The 14,313-nt window shown below is 43.9% G+C and carries 16 protein-coding genes and 1 pseudogene; 12 read left to right on the top strand and 5 right to left on the bottom strand.

Features of this window, described 5'->3' with window-relative positions; translation table 11 throughout:
- The first annotated feature begins 140 nt into the window (after positions 1 to 140).
- From glcD to MMY81_RS02395, 5 genes are all read left to right on the top strand, one after another.
- Positions 141 to 1,547 carry a glycolate oxidase subunit GlcD gene (gene glcD, locus MMY81_RS02415; RefSeq protein WP_252311502.1) on the top strand — a complete coding sequence of 469 codons (1,407 nt, stop codon included), beginning with the start codon at positions 141 to 143 and terminating at the stop codon, positions 1,545 to 1,547.
- Positions 1,544 to 2,887, top strand: a complete 1,344-nt coding sequence (locus tag MMY81_RS02410) for a (Fe-S)-binding protein (RefSeq protein WP_252311501.1) — start codon at positions 1,544 to 1,546, stop codon at positions 2,885 to 2,887. Before glcD ends, MMY81_RS02410 begins: the two co-directional genes overlap by 4 nt.
- 25 nt (positions 2,888 to 2,912) lie before the next feature.
- The gene (locus MMY81_RS02405) at positions 2,913 to 4,022 is read left to right on the top strand and encodes a CdaR family transcriptional regulator (protein ID WP_252311500.1); all 1,110 of its coding nucleotides are present in this window, start codon (positions 2,913 to 2,915) and stop codon (positions 4,020 to 4,022) included.
- 92 nt (positions 4,023 to 4,114) lie between these two features.
- Entirely contained in the window at positions 4,115 to 4,441 is a 327-nt protein-coding gene (locus tag MMY81_RS02400) for an ArsR/SmtB family transcription factor (protein WP_252311499.1), read from the top strand.
- Positions 4,442 to 4,494: 53 nt separating this feature from the next.
- A complete protein-coding gene (locus tag MMY81_RS02395; RefSeq protein ID WP_252311498.1) occupies positions 4,495 to 5,793 on the top strand; it encodes an NAD(P)-binding domain-containing protein in 1,299 nt (432 codons plus the stop codon).
- Positions 5,794 to 5,829: 36 nt separating this feature from the next.
- Here the strand turns inward: MMY81_RS02395 and MMY81_RS02390 are convergent, their stop codons facing one another.
- Positions 5,830 to 6,171 (bottom strand): YflT domain-containing protein, encoded by a 342-nt coding sequence (locus MMY81_RS02390; protein WP_252311497.1) that lies wholly within the window; start codon positions 6,169 to 6,171, stop codon positions 5,830 to 5,832.
- A gap of 134 nt (positions 6,172 to 6,305) precedes the next feature.
- Here MMY81_RS02390 and MMY81_RS02385 point away from each other — a divergent pair, with 134 nt between their 5' ends.
- The 3 genes and pseudogenes from MMY81_RS02385 to MMY81_RS02375 all read left to right on the top strand — a co-directional run bounded on the left by MMY81_RS02385 (position 6,306) and on the right by MMY81_RS02375 (position 7,600).
- On the top strand, positions 6,306 to 6,620 hold the full coding sequence (locus tag MMY81_RS02385) for an ArsR/SmtB family transcription factor (RefSeq protein WP_252311496.1): 315 nt from the start codon (positions 6,306 to 6,308) through the stop codon (positions 6,618 to 6,620).
- Between the two features lie 71 nt (positions 6,621 to 6,691).
- Positions 6,692 to 7,119: pseudogene (locus tag MMY81_RS02380) on the top strand (DMT family transporter).
- 13 nt (positions 7,120 to 7,132) lie between these two features.
- Positions 7,133 to 7,600 (top strand): DMT family transporter, encoded by a 468-nt coding sequence (locus tag MMY81_RS02375; protein WP_252311495.1) that lies wholly within the window; start codon positions 7,133 to 7,135, stop codon positions 7,598 to 7,600.
- 50 nt (positions 7,601 to 7,650) lie between these two features.
- On the opposite strand, the gene MMY81_RS02370 is transcribed toward MMY81_RS02375, so the two are convergent.
- Entirely contained in the window at positions 7,651 to 8,004 is a 354-nt protein-coding gene (locus MMY81_RS02370; RefSeq protein ID WP_252311494.1) for a carboxymuconolactone decarboxylase family protein, read from the bottom strand.
- Between the two features lie 138 nt (positions 8,005 to 8,142).
- Between MMY81_RS02370 and MMY81_RS02365 the strand changes: the two genes are divergently transcribed.
- Positions 8,143 to 9,192 (top strand): class I fructose-bisphosphate aldolase, encoded by a 1,050-nt coding sequence (locus MMY81_RS02365; RefSeq protein ID WP_252311493.1) that lies wholly within the window; start codon positions 8,143 to 8,145, stop codon positions 9,190 to 9,192.
- A 63-nt stretch (positions 9,193 to 9,255) separates the two neighbouring features.
- Positions 9,256 to 9,726, top strand: a complete 471-nt coding sequence (locus MMY81_RS02360; protein ID WP_252311492.1) for a hypothetical protein — start codon at positions 9,256 to 9,258, stop codon at positions 9,724 to 9,726.
- A gap of 43 nt (positions 9,727 to 9,769) precedes the next feature.
- On the opposite strand, the gene MMY81_RS02355 is transcribed toward MMY81_RS02360, so the two are convergent.
- Both MMY81_RS02355 and MMY81_RS02350 read right to left on the bottom strand, forming a co-directional pair.
- A complete protein-coding gene (locus MMY81_RS02355; protein WP_252311491.1) occupies positions 9,770 to 10,624 on the bottom strand; it encodes an STAS domain-containing protein in 855 nt (284 codons plus the stop codon).
- 93 nt (positions 10,625 to 10,717) lie between these two features.
- A complete protein-coding gene (locus MMY81_RS02350) occupies positions 10,718 to 11,167 on the bottom strand; it encodes a hypothetical protein (protein ID WP_252311490.1) in 450 nt (149 codons plus the stop codon).
- 98 nt (positions 11,168 to 11,265) lie between these two features.
- On the opposite strand from MMY81_RS02350, the gene MMY81_RS02345 reads away from it, so the two are divergent.
- Positions 11,266 to 12,282, top strand: a complete 1,017-nt coding sequence (locus tag MMY81_RS02345; protein ID WP_252311489.1) for a serine hydrolase domain-containing protein — start codon at positions 11,266 to 11,268, stop codon at positions 12,280 to 12,282.
- A gap of 100 nt (positions 12,283 to 12,382) precedes the next feature.
- On the top strand, positions 12,383 to 13,717 hold the full coding sequence (locus tag MMY81_RS02340; protein WP_252311488.1) for a solute carrier family 23 protein: 1,335 nt from the start codon (positions 12,383 to 12,385) through the stop codon (positions 13,715 to 13,717).
- Between the two features lie 34 nt (positions 13,718 to 13,751).
- On the opposite strand, the gene MMY81_RS02335 is transcribed toward MMY81_RS02340, so the two are convergent.
- Complete coding sequence (locus MMY81_RS02335) at positions 13,752 to 14,195, bottom strand: hypothetical protein (protein ID WP_252311487.1); 444 nt, start codon at positions 14,193 to 14,195, stop codon at positions 13,752 to 13,754.
- Positions 14,196 to 14,313 lie beyond the last annotated feature (118 nt).

The following is a 14,313-nucleotide window of genomic DNA, read 5'->3' as shown; positions in this document are numbered from 1 at the left end:
TTCCTATAGGGAAAGGTTTTTATTGTATGTTAATATAACATTATATATGTAAACGCTTTAATTTTGTATGTTCATCTATATCTATTAGAGGCTGATCGTATTAGGATAAAGGAAACGAGCGGTGAAAGGGTGAAACAGCGATGGTGAATGAGAATATAAAAAAACGATTTATGGAAATTGTAGGGGAAGATAATTTTTTTGATTCGCCTTCGGAAATGCTGACCTATTCTTATGATGGCACCCCGGAATTTCAGTCGATGCCGGATGGAGTTATTGCGCCTAGAAGCACCGAAGAAATAGCGGCAGTTGTAAAAATCTGCAGTGAACAGGAAATTCCTATCGTTCCAAGAGGTTCCGGCACCAATCTTTCAGCCGGCACATGTCCGACTTCCGGGGGCATTGTCCTTCTTTTCAAACATCTAAACCAGATTAAAGAAATCGATGAAGATAATTTAACGGTTACCGTGGAGCCCGGAGTGATTACGCTTGATATGATTCATGCCGTTGAGGCAAAAGGGCTTTTTTATCCGCCGGATCCAAGCTCTATGAAGATTTCCACCATCGGCGGGAATGTAAGCGAAAATTCGGGAGGACTGCGCGGCCTGAAGTATGGGGTCACAAAAGACTATGTTCTCGGTATGACTGTGGTCGTAGCTAACGGAGATATTATCCACCTTGGCGGGAAGCTGACAAAAGATGTAGCGGGATATGATTTAAAGAGTCTGTTTGTAGGAGCCGAAGGAACGCTTGGAATAGTAACGGAAGTGATTTTAAAACTGATTCCAATCCCGGAAACAAAGCAGACGGTGCTTGCCGTGTACGACGATATTCAAGCCGCAGCTGATTCGGTATCAGCTATTATTTCCAATAAAATTATCCCGGCAACGCTGGAGTTTCTCGATCAAGGAACGATCCGTGTCGTGGAAGATTTTGCGCACGTCGGGCTGCCAACAGAAGCGAGCGCAATTTTATTAATTGAACAGGATGGACCGGCGGCAGTCGTAGCCTCTGATATAGAAAAAATTACGGCAGTCTGCAAAGAAAATAAAGCCGTATCGGTTCAGGCAGCGGCGACGGAAGAAGAAGCAGAGGGTCTTCGTACAGCAAGAAGATCAGCGCTTGCTGCCCTGGCACGCCTGCGACCGACTACGATTCTGGAAGATGCGACCGTTCCCCGTTCGATGGTGGCTCCGATGGTGAAAGCGATCAACGATATTGCGGAAAAGCACCAGGTAACGATCTGTACATTTGGACACGCAGGCGACGGCAACCTGCATCCTACCTGTTTGACGGATGCACGTGATAAAGAAGAGATGGAACGTGTAGAAAAAGCATTCGCTGATATTTTCCAAACGTCTATTGATATGGGAGGCACAATTACCGGCGAGCATGGGGTAGGCGAAATGAAAGCGCCATATCTTCATTTAAAACTCGGCCAGGAAGGGATTGCCGCTATGCAGGCTATCAAAACAGGCCTGGATCCTAAAAATATTATGAATCCTAAAAAGATATTCGGAGAAGTAAAGCCGAAGGAGGTGACCTCATGAGTACAGAATCCAAAAAGCAGGAAATGATTATCGACTGGCAAAAGCGGATGGATCAGGATGAAATGCTGAACTGTATGCGGTGCGGTTTCTGTCTGCCGTCCTGTCCAACGTATGAGGAATCCGGATTTCAGGAATCCCAGTCTCCGAGAGGTCGGATTGCGCTTATGAAAGGGGTCGCAGACGGGATAATAGAGCCGGATGAAAAAGTAGAGGAGTCTTTAAATCAATGTCTCGGATGCCGTGCCTGTGAACCGGTCTGTCCTTCCGGGGTCAAATACGGTCATCTGCTCGAAGAAGTACGTGATGTAGTGAACCAAAATAAAACGCACAGCCTTCCGGAGAAAGTAATTCGCCGCGGCGTATTCTATGAACTGTTTCCCCACCAGAACCGCATGAGAATGGCGGTCGGGTTTCTAGGCTTATATCAGCGCACCGGCCTGCAGAAAATCGTTCGTAAAACAAAGCTGCTGAATAGGCTTCCCGAACCAATGGGTACGATGGAAAAGGTACTTCCGCAGGTGCCGAAAATGCGGGATATGAAGAACCGCCCAATGCATTATCATATGGAAAATCCACGGAAGCGCGTGGCATTTTTTTCCGGCTGTTTAATGGATACGATGTTTATGAGCACAAATGACGCAACAGCGATGCTTCTGCAGAAAGCAGGATGCGATATTGTGATCCCGGAAAGCCAGGCTTGCTGCGGAGCCCTTCACGGCCACAGCGGCGAGAAGGAAAAAGCAAAGGCAATGGCGAAACGTAATATAGAAGCATTTGAAGAATTAAATGTGGATTATATTGTGACGAATGCCGGCGGCTGTGGGGCCTTTCTTATTGACTACGGTCATCTATTAAAAGAAGAACCAGAGTGGGCAGAAAGAGCAGAAGCATTTGCCGGCAAGCTGAAAGATATGTCGACCGTGCTGATGGAACTTGATTTTCCAGGGCAGGGCTACCGACTGCCGGAGCAGGTAATTACGTACCAGGATTCATGCCATCTTAAAAATGTTATGCATACGACAACAGAGCCGAGACAGCTGCTTCAAAGCATTCAGGGAACAGAGTATAAAGAAATGAAAGACGCCGGGCGCTGCTGCGGTTCAGCCGGTATTTATAATATTGTTGAATCAGAGATGTCGATGAAGATACTTGATTCAAAAATGATCAATGCGAAAGCAACTGCGGCGGCGACAATCGTCACAACGAACCCGGGCTGCCTCCTTCAGATGAAACTGGGAATAGAAAGAGAAGGGCTCACGGGTCAGGTCAGAGCTGTTCATCTGGCAGATCTGCTTTTAGAAGCAGTCGAATATGAAGAAAAAGAAACGTCTTCTGTATAAGGGGAAATAAGACGAGGTGGCTAATGTGAACGTGAACACAGCACTGGCAGAAAATATTGTAGAAGAAGTAAAGCGGGTTATCAAAGAAGATGTTATTTTTATTGATGATACAAGCACAATTATTGCTTCTACGGATCCAAGCCGAAAGGGTACTCTCCATGAGGGTGCCCAGCTTGTGCTGCGGACAAAGCAGAAGCTGTATATTGATGACTCCAACCTGGGGACATTAAAGGGAGTGAAACAGGGTATTACAATGCCTTTGATCAATCATGGCAGTGTTGTTGGGATTATAGGTATCACAGGGGCTCCGGAAAAAGTAGAAGCGTTCGCTGAGCTGACAAGGCGCTTAACCGAGCTGATGATACATGAAGCCTTTCTGCTGGAAGAGCAAAAATGGCAGGATCGAAGTATCGAAGTATTCTTCAACGAGTGGATTCGTTCGGAGAACGTTGATCAAGAGCTGATGAATCAAGGAATGAGACTGGGAATACCGTTGGACCGTCCGTACTTATGCTGTCTTGTAGAAGCCAAAAGCCCAAAAAGCCAGCCCGCACAGGCTGAACGCTATACGAGGTCCGCGTTTCATTCCTGTTTCCCGCGAAAGCAGAATTTCTTTGTGAGGTGGGGGGAGGATTTGTTCTTACTGATGATTGAAGTAAGCGGTCTCCGACAGCAGAAGGACCTTTCGAATAAACTGGAATCCTGCCGGAAAGAGATGGAAAAGCATTACGATGGAATGGTCCGGATTGGAATAGGTTCCAGCCAGGATAATATTGTAATGGAAGAAGCCTACAAAAACGCGAAAAAAGCACTGCAGGCAGCGACGCAGGATAAACGTTTAATTTTTTACGAAGAGCTTTCGATTGAGCTGGTGCTGAGCGATGTGTCCGGTGAAGCCAAAAGTACGTTTCTCACCCGGGTGATCGAGCCGCTTCAGCAGAAAAGAGAATTGGTGCAGACGCTTGAAATGTACCTGCACTGCAACCAATCTGTAAAAGAGACGGCTGGAATCATGCATATTCATATTAATACGCTGCATTACCGCTTAAAACAGATTAAAGAATGTACAGGTATTGATCCGAGGACGACAGAGGGTATCGTTGCCTTTTATCTTGCCCTGGAGTTTTTAAAGTAGAAAAACGATAGAGTACTTGCTTATATGTCGTTTTTCTTTTATGCTTAGTATACATCAAAAAAAATTGATATATACTAAAGGGGGAGAAAAAGATGAAGCCGATAGATTTTCGTACCGGTACAACAGCAGAGGCAGTCGACTTTACTTCGTATGAAACAAAGTTCAAGGCCCTGGCAGACAATACCCGTTTAAAAATAATGTATGAACTTAACCAAAAATCCTCAGTCTGCGTGTGTGACCTTACTGATCTGGTTGATCTTCCCCAGTCGAAGCTTTCTTATCATTTGAAAATTCTGCTGGATGCCGGTCTGATAGAAAAAGAAAAAGTAGGAACCTGGAACTATTATCATTTGAATAAAGCTGAAGTGAAAAACCTTTTGTCTGAAGAGCTTTGCTGCATTTTTTATCCTTCTTCTTAATTTTTATCCTATACATCAAAAAAAATTGATATTAAAAAAAAGGAAGATTCATTATGACAAAGCATCTGCCTGTCGTTATCGTTGGGGGAGGCCCGGTAGGACTGGCTGCCGCCGCAGAGCTGTATGAAAAAAATGAGAAGTTTGTATTAATGGAAGCCGGAAACGGGCCGGGAACAAATTTTCTGGACTACGGTCATGTGCGCCTTTTTTCTCCCTGGAAGTACAATATAAATAAAGCGGCTGAACGATTATTAAATAAGCACGAGCTGCCGCTTCCTGATCCGGAAAAGCTGCCGCTGGGAATGGATATCGTGACCGAATATTTGCAGCCGCTCGTCGATCTTCCTGAAATAAAACCGAACATTTTTTTTGGCAGCAGAGTGGTTCATATTTCGAGAAAGGGATTTGATAAAGTAAAATCAAAAGGCCGTCATAACGCTCCTTTTCAAATAATGACAGAGGGGGTCGATGGAAAGCGAAGCACAGTCGAAGCCAAAGCTGTTATTGATGCAACCGGTACGTGGAACCAACCCAATACACTCGTACCTGGTGGAGATATGGCAGCGGAAGGGAAGCTGAGCCGGCTCTCTTACAGCATTCCTGATGGAAAGAACGGCAGATCTTCTATGTATATAAATTCCAACACTGCTGTAGTAGGAAGCGGACACTCTGCGATGCAGTCGATCCTGGAATTGTTGAAGATACAGGAAGTGTATCCGAAAACGACCATTTCGTGGATTCATCGAAAGTCCAGCACAGTAGATGCGCTTGGAGGCGGCAGCCGGGACCAGCTGCCGGCAAGAGGCGATTTAGGAAGCCGAATCAAGGAAGCCTGGAACAGTGGAAAGATTATCTTATATGAAGCGTTTGATATTGAGCTGGTAAATGAGACAGAGGAGCAGCTGATTCTTTCAGGAAAACAAAATAATGAACCAAGTGAAAAAGGTCCATTTGATTACATTATCTGCAATACAGGCTCACGGCCTTCTTTTCACTTTTTGGAAGAAATCCGCTGGGACAGAGATGCAGCGCTTGAATGCGTGCCGGCCCTTGCTCCGTTGATTGATCCCAATATACACAGCTGCGGAACTGTAAGACCGCATGGAGAAAAGGAGCTGCGCCAGCCTGAGGAAAATGTATATATTATTGGAGCAAAAAGCTATGGAAGAGCCCCGACGTTTTTATTGGCAACCGGCTATGAACAGGCAAGGTCAGTAGCAGCCTATATTGCAGGAGATAAAGCAGAAGCCGCGGAAGTCCACCTCGACCTGCCGGAAACCGGGGTGTGCTCGACCGCATCAGCAGGTGCCCGCCCGCTGACGATTGCCGTCTCAAACAGCTGTTGTTCCTAACAAAAAAAGACCGGAATATTCCCGGTCTTTTTTATGTTAAAATTTCACTTTTTCCTGGTTGGTAACGATAAGTAGAATTTTTCCTTTTTCCAGTTCTACACGGAGCTTTTCTGCCTTTTCAGCGTCAAAACCAATTCTTTTAAGCTTTACTTCCACTTTTGTCTGGCGGCCCCGGAAAATATTTTTGAGTACGGTTCCGACACCCATTTCTTTTCTGCCGATTTTTTTGGCGTCTGTATTTTTTTTGTTTCGGCGGGTACGTCTGCGGTCAAAAGAAATAACGTATAAGTCCTCTCCGCTGACACCTGCTTTAGTCAGCTTGCCAACCGACTTTCCTAGTGATTCATCGTTGTGAAAAAGCTTAAACTTAGGATCCAATGTCTTTCCTCCTTTGAATGTATACAATGGTTCTATTGCATATTATCAACCTTTACCCTAAATAATGCGGGCTTAATCTTCATGATGAAATAGAATGTTTGACATATCGAATATATTCGATATACAATGTGCACATGAATAACATCGATCTTTTTAAAGCACTGTCAAACGAGACCAGATTGAATATTCTTATGTGGCTTAGGGAACCGGAGAAGCACTTTCCAAAGCAGCAGGCTCATCTTCCAAAGGAAGTAAGCCTGGAAGGCGGCGTATGTGTGGGGGACATTCAGGAAAAAGTAAATGCTTCCCAGTCTACCGTATCCCACTATTTGAATATGATGCAGAAAGCAGGGCTTTTGGAATCCATTCGTTACGGCCAGTGGACCTATTACCGCCGGAATGAGAAGACGATTAAAGAGCTTGCTTTATTTCTCGAAACAGAGATCTGAATAAAGATTTCTGTTTTTTCTTTGCTTATTAATATCGATCATTCTAGATATCTAGATTAAGGAGTGGGAACATGAAAATAATTGTATACGCCCTGGCTTTAATAGCAGGCATGTCATTAAGCCTGGAAGCAGCAATAGGAGGAGCATTAGGAGAAAATATTGGTGAACTGGAAAGCACTTATTTTATTTTTATTATTGGAGCGATGGCTACATTTCTCATAGCACTTTTTTTCGGTAAGGGAGATATTAAGCAAATAACAAATGTACCGAAATGGCAGTTGATTGGCGGCATATTGGGCGTCGTATATCTGGCTTTTCTTATTATCAGCGTCAATTTGGTTGGGTGGGAATAGCGGTCACTACTGTTATTATTGGACAGCTTGTAATGAGTATGATTGTTGATCATTTCGGCTGGCTTGGCGCCCCAAAAGCCCGGTTTAATTTAAATCGTCTTATTGCAGGGGCACTTTTGATCACATCATTATTTTTAATATTATAGGAGGATTATTCATATGCAAATAGCAAGTTTATTAATTCCATTAATGGCAGGAATAGGACTGAGTCTGCAGTCTGCGGTGAATGGAACGCTTGGCAATAAGATTGGCACGATTGAAAGCGCGTTTCTTACTTTCTTTACAGGGGCTATCATTCTAACAATTGTTATACCGTTTTTCGGCGGCGGCACCATACTTGATGTTTTTCAGGTTCCGACCTGGCAGCTCGTCTGCGCGGTATTTGGCTTCTTGTATTTATCTTTAATGGTATTCTCCGTGCCTCGCATCGGTGTTACTGTAGCTGTCGTCAATGTAATTGTCGGCCAGCTGGCAGCTAGCATGGCTATTGACCATTTTGGATGGTTTCATACGCCGGTGCAGACATTTGATCTGCAGCGTTTTATAGGCGTATTACTCCTGCTGGCTGCACTATATTTATTATTTAAAAAAGATAAAAAGAAAACAGCAGTTGAAACAACCGTTTAACTGGTATGTACAGGTAAAGAACCGGAATGGATATCTCCACTCCGGTTCTTTTATTTGTCTTCTTTCAGCTGGGCATAAGCTTCAAGACCAGCTGTCACGGCACTGCTCATGGCTGCGCCGCCGCCGAATGCAGCTGCAACCGCCATCGTTTCTTTAATCTGCTGTTCCGTACAGCCGTGGTGTATGCACTGATCCATATGATAAACAATGCACGTATCATCGGCGTCTTTAATACTGATAGCCAAAGCGCTTAGGTGCTTCTGTGCAGCGGAAATTTCGCCATCTGCAAAGCAGCTTCCTGTAAAGTGATTGTATTGGGAAGCAATTTCCGGGAATGTGCTGCTGAAGCTGTCTACGCCTTCAAGGTACTGTTTTCTGATTTCTTTTGCATCTATTCTAGCCATTACAAAAACCTCCTTATAATCTTCTAAGCAGATTCCCCTTATCCTCCTTTTTAAACATGTGGAAATATTTGTTTATGAAGTACAGCGATCAGGGAATGAGGATAAAAGAACGCTCAAATTCAGTAAGGAGGTCGTGAAATGGCAACAACAGAAGAAGTACTGGGCCGGGACGCAGAATACTTACTAGGACATGAGAGCAAAACCGTATCAAAAGAGGATCTTCATGTACCGGGGCCGGATTTCGTAGACCGTGTGTATAAGTCTACGGACCGCTCCCCGATAGTGCTGCGCAATCTGCAGAGTTTGTTTGATCATGGGCAGCTTGGAGGAACAGGGTATCTATCGATTCTTCCAGTGGACCAGGGTATTGAACACTCTGCCGGCGCTTCATTTGCACCAAATCCGATTTATTTTGATCCGGAGAATATCGTTAAGCTGGCTATTGAAAGCAGGTGCAACGCAGTCGCATCCACAATTGGCGTGCTGGGATCCATAGCGCGGGATTATGCACATAAAATCCCGTTCATCGCGAAAATTAATCATAATGAATTGTTGACGTATCCGAATACCCACGACCAGATTATGTTCGGCTCTGTAGAACAGGCGCACAAAATGGGGGCGGCAGCCGTTGGGGCTACTATTTATTTCGGCTCCGAGGAAAGCGGCCGGCAGATCCAGGAAGTAACGAAAGCCTTCGAAAGGGCGCACGAGCTTGGAATGGCGACTATTCTGTGGGCATATCTCCGTAACCCCGGTTTTAATAAAGATGGAACGGATTATCATACATCTTCCGACTTATCCAGTCAGGCCGTTCATCTATCGGCAAGCCTGCAGGCGGATATTGTAAAACAAAAGCTTCCTACGAATAACGGGGGCTATACAGCTGTCGGGTTCGGGAAAACCCACGATAAAGTCTACTCCAACCTGACAAGTGATCACCCGATTGATCTTACCCGCTATCAGGTTGTCAATTCCTTTATGGGGAGAGCCGGTCTGATTAATTCGGGCGGCGGTTCTGCAGATAATGATTTTGCCGAAGCAGTCAAGACGGCTGTTATTAATAAACGCGCCGGCGGTATGGGACTGATTATGGGACGAAAAGCGTTCCAGCGTCCGATGAAAGAAGGGGCCGAAATTATTCAGGCCGTGCAGAGCGTCTATGCTGATAAGTCAGTGACGCTGGCTTAATATAAATAAGGCGCCTGGATTTTCCAGGTGCCGTTTTATTTTTTTACATAGAAGGAGCCGTCTATGCATAATAAACCTGAAAAACCGAGCATAAAGAGAATAGCAGCTGATTTACTTGTCGTTTTGGGGGCAGGTCTTTTTTGTTATTTCCTCATTTATGAAGGAACATTTTTCCCTGGAGCTTTTAATTACGAGGAGCACGGAGAAGTGCTTTCGATTCAACAGGGCATGATGGGACAGAATGAAACCACTTTTTATTCAACCGGAAGTGATTCTTCAAAAGAGCTGGATCTGGCTATGCTGAAATTGGACATCCGCCTCCAGCAGAATATGCTTCTCACATTAAGTACCTTTCTTATTACTATGTTAGTGGCTTTTCTTACAAATCGCCGCTATAAGCAGCAAGGATCTGAGAAAAAATACATCAATCTGGCTATTTTTTTATTTTATGCCGTATCCATTGCCGTCATTTCTTTTATGTATACAGAGAAAACACAGGAAATTATGGCTGAGATTAATAGACTGACATCATAAAGAACCGGCTGCTCTTTAAGGAGCACCCGGTTCTTTACGTATTTTACTGTACAGGGACCTGATTGATACGAAGCGCCTGAGGAAGGTCCGATACGACTTGTACATGTTTAAAAGAAATGCCGAGCTGTACCGCCTGCTGAGCCATATAAGGCCGCATACCGGATAAAGTGGTATTAATACCAAGTAACTGCAGGGCTGAAATAAGCTGCTTGATTTTTTCAGCTACTAACGCATTAATATGCAGTACGCCGGATAAATCAATGTAAAGCCGATCCATTTGTTTAAGAGCACACTGCTTTAACGTGTTCTCGACAATGGCATCGCCGCGTTCTACATCGATATTGCCAACGAGCGGCAGCAGGCCGATGCGAGGCTGCAACAGAATGACAGGAGCGGTGAGCTCCAGGATCATATTCTCCTTATCTTGTATTTCTTCATCCATATGAAGAAGAGCCTGCTGCATAAAAGCACTGCTGGCATAATCAAACGCGCGGAGTGCCTTGCGCTGCCATTCCAGAACATGTTCAATTGGAACCGAATCGTTGTACTGCTTAATAAAGTACTCTATATGATCAAGAATGATTTCTCTATATCTGGTAAACTCTTCCTGGACAAGAAGAAGCGGCTTCCATATATCGCGGCTTTCCTCGACCACTTCCTCAATCTTAGCCTGGAAGCGATTATAAAAGCTGGTTTCATCATCTTGAAATACATGAAGAAGTTCTACAATAAAATGATCCTTCATTTCTTCGAGTTTCTCAGCAATAGTAGTGTTGGGCATATAAATGATGTGATTCTTTTCTTTTGAGGACTCTTTCCATGACTCTTTCATTGTGTCCAGATTTTCGGACAAGTATAGATGCAGGGACTTATTTATTTGATCTTTATCGTAATACATCCTTCATTTTCCCCCACTGTTGATAATGTAGTTCTTAATATAGTATAGAACTACGGGGGTAATAGCACAAGAAATATTGACAAAACAGGATCATCAGGCTTTTAAAACGACTTGAATTTTCTTATTTTCTGTGTAAAAGGTATCGATTTTTCCGACAGGAATATACTGCATTTGTTTGATTACTTCCATATGAAAGCCGATCAAATCTCCCTCAATGGAAAAGTAAGGCGGGCGGTTAAATAGTTTTTTATGAATCCAGGAAGCATCCAGCGGGGCTGTCCGCCTTAGTCGAAAATAGATCGTACGGTCTTCGGTGTGTGCCGGTTCTAAATAGATAGAATATTTTACAGGGACGCGCATTTTCGTAAACGTTCCATCAATACGAATCATCTGGTCCATGATACTGGCGTGGGTTACTTCGACCTGCTCGACCTTTTTTATTTGAAGCAGCTTCAAAAGCATCGTTTCGTTGATGGGTATAGTGATCCCATTTTCAGCGTATTGCTGAACTTTCTTTTTCATATCATTTAAAAAACGATCCATAGGGCATCCTCCTTTTATTTAACAGCCTTTCATTGAATATTATCGTGGTCCGGACAAATATGATACATTTCCTATAGAAGAAAGGGGATAGAATGAAAATGAATAATAAAGAAATGGAACAAATACAGGCACTGCAGAAGGAAATAACTTTTTCCGGCGCTTTTTCTGCAAGAGGAAACCATAAACAGGGAAGCGGCAGCAGCGGCTTTGCGAACCAGTCTGAAAAGCTGGAAAATCAGGTGTCGACAAGATTTAATATGGCTTCCGGCAGTCAGGTTTTTACAGCTGTAGCTGTATGTCATCTGATAGAAGAGGGAAAGCTTGAATTTGATACGTTATTAAAAGACTGCCTGGATATTACATTCCCTTATTTTGACGAAGATATTACTGTAAAACACCTGCTTCTTCATACGTCGGGCATTCCTGATTACTTTGAAGAAGAAACCGTGAGGGCATATGAAGATATGTGGATTCAGAAGCCAATGTACCGGATGAGAAAAGCGAGCGACTATCTGCCGTTATTCCAGCAGAAAAATATGGTTTCTCCGGTCGAGGCTATGTTTCATGCCAATCACGCCGGCTACATTCTGCTGGGATTAATTATTGAACAGGTATCCGGCATGGAATGCAGCGATTATATAAGCCAGCATGTATTACAAAAAGCCGGTATGAAAGACACGGGCTATTTCAAACTGGACGAGCTGCCAGAGAGAACTGCTGCCGGTTATATAGAAACAAAAGAGGGCGGCTTTAAAACGAACCAGTATTCGATACCTATTAAAGGCGGGCCGGATCGCGGAGCCTATACGACGGCGTCTGATATGGTACTTTTCTGGGAAATGCTGATGGGTTATAAACTGCTGTCAGAGGAAATGACAACGGCGTTTCTGGAGCCCCGGGTATCCCTCTCAGAATATATTTCGTACGGATATGTTGGATATATCGAAAGAAAGGAAACAGAAGTAGTAAAGTACATTTTAATGGGTTATGATCCAGGCACGAACTTCCGGTCTTTCTATAGACTCGATCAAAGCCTCGCGGTGGCTGTGTGCTCCAATAAAGAAGAAGGAGCTCACGAGATGATAAAAAAAATAGAAGAGGTTTGTATAAAATAATCAAAAGGAGAGGGAGAGTAAAACACTTCCTCTCTTTCTTGCTATATTGTGAAAGCGTGTTCATAATGATGATAAATAATTTAAAGGAGGCGATCTATTTATGCCGCTTTATAAAAGAAAAGAAGGAGAAGAACAGCCGTATTGGCCGCTGGGTCCCTTTAAAGTAAGACTTCCTTTCATCCATTATAATTTAGAAAGTGCGGAATTTATTCAGGCACTGATTATGTTTGTGGTCAGTGTAAGTATGATCCCATTGATTCAAGAATATTTAGGAGCCCCTTATGAAGTGGCTCTTGCTTTTGTCGTAGTCTGTGGTATCGGCTATCTGCTTCCGGCACTCCTTGGGACCCCGTTTATTCCCGGATGGATTACTCCGGCTATTCCTCTTGTACTGCTGTATCTCGGTGATTTCGAACCGGGACCGGAGGCTATTCAAGCGTTAGTAGCGTTGCAGTTTCTAGTTTTTCTAATCTTTTTTATTCTGGGAATCACCAGGTTAGGCAGTAAAATTGTACATAATGTTCCCAACTCTCTTAAAGCCGGCATTATTATTGGAGCAGGGCTGGCTGCATTTTTTGGAGAAATAGAAGAGGGCGGAACCGTAATGGAAACGCCCATTTCATTAATTATCGGCGGACTTCTCACCGCATACTTTATGTTTTCTTTATCGTTTCGGCAGCTCCGTGAGAAATATAGGACTGCGGCCCTCATAGCAAACTATGGAATGGTGCCGGGACTGATTATCGCTGTTATTATAGGATGGACGATAGGAGAGTACCCGCTTCCTGCAATTGAATGGGGAATTACGTCACCGGCTTTTTCGGAAATGTGGGCATACCTGCCTTTTACAGTAGGGTTTCCAAGTTTGGATATATTTCTGCTGGCCATCCCGACCGCCCTTATCGCATACATTATTGCTTACGGTGACATTATTGTAGGAACGGCATTGATTGAACGAACTGATCGCATTCGAGAAGATGAAAAAATTGATAATGACATTGACCGCGTTCATTTGATTACAGCTATCCGTAACCTGATCCACACCTTTTTCGCTCCATATCCAGGTCTTTCCGGTCCGATATGGACGGCAGTTACGGCTACTCTTGCCGAAAGATATACAAACGGAAGAAAAGCAATGGACTCCATTTATGGAGGAGCAGGAACTTTCTATATTGCGGCTTTTATCGCTTTATTTATCCTGCCGCTCGTCAGCCTGTTCGAGCCTGTACTTCCTATTGCTCTTTCGCTCACCCTGCTGGTTACAGGCTACTTATGTGTCCAGATCGGTATCCAGCAGGTCAAAACGTCTTCCGAACGGGGGGTTGCCGGGGTGACGGCGGTTGTGCTGGCAGTACATGGCGCAGCCTATGGGCTTCTTGCCGGGGTAGTGATGTATTTATTGATCGAAAAAACGTTCAAAAAGAAAGATAAATAAGAAAAGCAGCCGGCTTCGGCTGCTTTTTTGTGTATTAGAGTTTTAATTTTATGTGGACTTTCCGATTCTCAAAATAATAGGAGTCAAACTGGCCGACAGGAATATACTGCAGCTGCTTTACGGAATCGAGGTGGAAGCCGACCACTTTTCCTTTCATCGTCATCATTGGAGGCTGATGAAAGACTTTTTTCCGCAGCCATTTTGCGTTAATGGGACAGATTTTTTTAATCTTAAAAAAGATGGAACGGTCAATCGTGTAAGCGGGGCGCAGCTGGACGTTGAAATGAACGGGAATATGCATTTTCGTAAACGTCCCATCTATTCGAAGCTTACGTTTTTCTACGGTGACGTTTGTGATTTTAACATTGTCGATTTTTTTAACATTCATCAGCTTAAGAAGCATTTCTTCGGTTAATGTAATCGTCATCTTTCCCTGGGCGCCTTCTTTTACTTTGTCTTTAATAGTAGATAAATCCAAAATCGATGTCCTCCTTCAAGATCTTTCTTATCTCTTCCCTTTTATCGTGTAAAGAAAAACCTTATCCGGCAGGAAGATCAGCCGGCATGGAGAATCTACTACAATACAGGTCTTATTA

The organism is Sinobaca sp. H24, assembly GCF_023845525.1.
Note: the sequence above shows the minus strand (reverse complement) of the source record. Positions and strands in the feature narration are given on the sequence as shown.

What these genes read in the sequence shown, in the direction of transcription:
- glcD (WP_252311502.1), top strand. Translation starts at nt 141, where the DNA reads ATGGTGAATGAGAATATAAAAAAACGATTTATGGAAATTGTAGGGGAA.
- MMY81_RS02410 (WP_252311501.1), top strand. Translation starts at nt 1,544, where the DNA reads ATGAGTACAGAATCCAAAAAGCAGGAAATGATTATCGACTGGCAAAAG.
- MMY81_RS02400 (WP_252311499.1), top strand. Translation starts at nt 4,115, where the DNA reads ATGAAGCCGATAGATTTTCGTACCGGTACAACAGCAGAGGCAGTCGAC.
- MMY81_RS02395 (WP_252311498.1), top strand. Translation starts at nt 4,495, where the DNA reads ATGACAAAGCATCTGCCTGTCGTTATCGTTGGGGGAGGCCCGGTAGGA.
- MMY81_RS02385 (WP_252311496.1), top strand. Translation starts at nt 6,306, where the DNA reads ATGAATAACATCGATCTTTTTAAAGCACTGTCAAACGAGACCAGATTG.
- MMY81_RS02375 (WP_252311495.1), top strand. Translation starts at nt 7,133, where the DNA reads ATGCAAATAGCAAGTTTATTAATTCCATTAATGGCAGGAATAGGACTG.
- MMY81_RS02370 (WP_252311494.1), bottom strand. Translation starts at nt 8,004, where the DNA reads ATGGCTAGAATAGATGCAAAAGAAATCAGAAAACAGTACCTTGAAGGC.
- MMY81_RS02365 (WP_252311493.1), top strand. Translation starts at nt 8,143, where the DNA reads ATGGCAACAACAGAAGAAGTACTGGGCCGGGACGCAGAATACTTACTA.
- MMY81_RS02360 (WP_252311492.1), top strand. Translation starts at nt 9,256, where the DNA reads ATGCATAATAAACCTGAAAAACCGAGCATAAAGAGAATAGCAGCTGAT.
- MMY81_RS02355 (WP_252311491.1), bottom strand. Translation starts at nt 10,624, where the DNA reads ATGTATTACGATAAAGATCAAATAAATAAGTCCCTGCATCTATACTTG.
- MMY81_RS02350 (WP_252311490.1), bottom strand. Translation starts at nt 11,167, where the DNA reads ATGGATCGTTTTTTAAATGATATGAAAAAGAAAGTTCAGCAATACGCT.
- MMY81_RS02345 (WP_252311489.1), top strand. Translation starts at nt 11,266, where the DNA reads ATGAATAATAAAGAAATGGAACAAATACAGGCACTGCAGAAGGAAATA.
- MMY81_RS02340 (WP_252311488.1), top strand. Translation starts at nt 12,383, where the DNA reads ATGCCGCTTTATAAAAGAAAAGAAGGAGAAGAACAGCCGTATTGGCCG.